The 248-nt window shown below is 53.2% G+C and carries 1 pseudogene; it reads right to left on the reverse strand.

Annotation, left to right across the window (positions count from 1 at the left end):
- Positions 1-248: pseudogene (locus HMPREF2875_RS13320) on the reverse strand (transposase); the annotation flags it as partial.

The following is a 248-nucleotide window of genomic DNA, read 5'->3' on the forward strand; positions in this document are numbered from 1 at the left end:
AAAGTACCTGGCCCGATACCTGCATGATGGGCCAGCACTTGGGTTAATCCTTCGCCGAAGGCATCTGTAGCAAAGCCAGGTAGTCGGCGTTTAATCGTGGCGTAGCTTGCGCTTGTCACCCCAACTTCAGCAAGGGTTTCGATCGAATCAAACTTCGAGCCAGGATTAATCAACCGGGCACGCACCAGATCCCGAAACACCGGATCATCACCAGTTGCTGCAGCAAGACCTAACTCGTTGAAACACGC

The organism is Corynebacterium sp. HMSC078H07 (genome assembly GCF_001812805.1).
GTDB lineage: Bacteria > Actinomycetota > Actinomycetes > Mycobacteriales > Mycobacteriaceae > Corynebacterium.